This is a genomic window from Methylopila musalis (assembly GCF_042679725.1).
Taxonomy (GTDB): Bacteria; Pseudomonadota; Alphaproteobacteria; order Rhizobiales; family Methylopilaceae; genus Methylopila; species Methylopila musalis.
In genome coordinates, this window is sequence record NZ_JBHTMX010000321.1 from 1 (window position 1) to 1,905 (window position 1,905).

The 1,905-nt window shown below is 71.1% G+C and carries 3 protein-coding genes; 2 read left to right on the plus strand and 1 reads right to left on the minus strand.

Annotated features, from left to right (window positions below; all coding sequences use genetic code 11):
• Together fliK and ACFQ4O_RS17195 are read left to right on the plus strand one after the other, a co-directional pair.
• On the plus strand, nucleotides 1–450 hold a 450-nt coding region (fliK, locus tag ACFQ4O_RS17190), incomplete at its 5' end, for a flagellar hook-length control protein FliK (protein WP_378777556.1).
• 23 nt (nucleotides 451–473) lie between these two features.
• Nucleotides 474–1,145, plus strand: coding sequence for a flagellar hook assembly protein FlgD (locus tag ACFQ4O_RS17195; protein WP_378777558.1), 672 nt, complete (start codon nucleotides 474–476; stop codon nucleotides 1,143–1,145).
• 18 nt (nucleotides 1,146–1,163) lie between these two features.
• Here ACFQ4O_RS17195 and fliP read toward each other — a convergent pair whose 3' ends face one another.
• Nucleotides 1,164–1,865: a flagellar type III secretion system pore protein FliP gene (gene fliP, locus ACFQ4O_RS17200; RefSeq protein ID WP_378777560.1), complete on the minus strand. Its 702-nt coding sequence runs from the start codon at nucleotides 1,863–1,865 to the stop codon at nucleotides 1,164–1,166.
• Between the last annotated feature and the right edge of the window lie 40 nt (nucleotides 1,866–1,905).

Consider the following 1,905-nt stretch of genomic DNA (forward strand, 5'->3'; position numbering starts at 1 on the left):
GCCTCGGCCGCTGCATCGGCCTCGGCCGCCCAGACGGCAGCCGCCGTGGTCGCGGCCGCCATCGCCGCGCCCTCCACGGGCGGCGCAAGGCGCACGCGCTTCGACGTGGAGCTCGAGGACGGCGATCTCGGGCGCGTGGACGTGCGCCTCGACATCGCCGCCGACGGCCGGGTCTCCACCCGGCTTATGGCGGACAGGCCGGAGACGCTCTCCCTGCTGCGGCAGGACGCGGACGAACTGGCGCGCCTGCTGGGACAGGCGGGTTTCCAGATCGGCGACGGCGGCCTGTCGTTCGAGCTGCGCGACGGCGGCGGGACGCCTTCTCGCGACGACGGCGGACGATCCGCCTCCGCGTTCGAGGGCGCGGACGACGACGGCGCGCTGCTCGCCGCCCCGCTCGCCTATGGCGCGCGGGGCCAAGCCGCTGGCGCGCTGGACATGACGGTTTAATCGGGACAGTCGGGAGAACAACCATGGCGATCGACGCCACCAGCAGCGCCGCGACGTCCAAGACGACGACCACCACGAGCGCGCAGACGCTCGCGAGCAACTTCGACACGTTCCTGACGCTGCTGACCACGCAGCTTCAGAACCAGAACCCGCTCGATCCGCTCGACACCAACCAGTTCACCCAGCAGCTGGTGCAGTTCGCATCCGTCGAGCAGCAGCTGAAGACCAACGACACGCTGACGGCGCTGCTCTCCGCCGCGCAGAGCAGCGGCGCGGACGCGGCCATCAGCCTCGTCGGCAAGGAGGTGACCGCAAGCGGCGACACCTCCACGCTCGACAGCGGCAAAGCGACCTGGAGCCTGAACGCGCCGAAGGACGGCGTGACGGCGACGGTGGAGATCCGCAACGCCAGCGGCACGCTGGTGGCGACCCGGCAGGCGACGCTGTCCTACGGCGATCAGGACTTCGTCTGGGACGGCAAGACCACCAGCGGCGCGCAAGCCTCCGACGGGCTCTACTCCATCACCGTGACGGCGAAGGACGCGGCCGGAACGGCGGTGTCGGTGTCGAGCGAGGTCACGGGCGTGGTGGACGGCGTCGATCTGTCGAGCGGGACCGCGGCGCTCACCATCGGCGGGCTGACGGTGCCCATGAGCGCGGTGAAGGCGGTGCGGGCGGCCTCGTCGGCCAGCTGACGCGGCGCGGGCGGCGGCTCAGCCGCCGTAACTCTGCACCAGCGATCCGGCGATCAGGTTCCAGCCGTCCACGAGCACGAAGAAGATCAGCTTGAACGGCAGCGAGACGATCGCCGGCGGCAGCATCATCATGCCCATGGACATGAGCACCGACGCGACCACGAGGTCGATCACCAGGAACGGCACGAACAGCAGGAAGCCGATCTCGAACGCGCGGCGCAGCTCCGAGATCATGAAGGCCGGCACCAGAACCCGGAGCGTCACCTGCTCGGGTCCGGCCGGCGGCGGCTCGCGCGACAGGTCCTGAAACAGCGCCAGGTCCTTCTCGCGCACATGCGCCAGCATGAAGGTGCGGAACGGCGCCACGCCGCGCTCGAAGGCGGTGGCGTCGTCGATCTGGCCCGCGATTCGGGGCGCGATGCCCTGCTCGTAGGAGGCCTGGAAGGTCGGAGCCATCACGAAGGCGGTGAGGAACAGCGCCAGCGCCGTCACCACCGTGTTGGGCGGCGCGGTCTGGGTGCCGATCGCGGTGCGCAGCAGCGACAGCACCACCACGATGCGGGTGAAGCAGGTCGTCATCACCAGGATCGACGGCGCGAGGCTGAGCACCGTGATCAGCGCCACGAGCTGCAGCGCGCGCTCGCTGACGCCGCCGCCCTGGCCGAGATCGAGCGTCACCGTCTGGGCGGCCGCCGCGCCGGCGAGCGCCAGCGCGACCATCGCCGCGCCGCCACCCAGAACGAGGCGCCAGAGGGGCCGG

Coding starts and splice junctions, on each gene's coding strand:
- ACFQ4O_RS17195 (WP_378777558.1), top strand. CDS start 474: ATGGCGATCGACGCCACCAGCAGCGCCGCGACGTCCAAGACGACGACC.
- fliP (WP_378777560.1), bottom strand. CDS start 1,865: ATGGTCGCGCTGGCGCTCGCCGGCGCGGCGGCCGCCCAGACGGTGACG.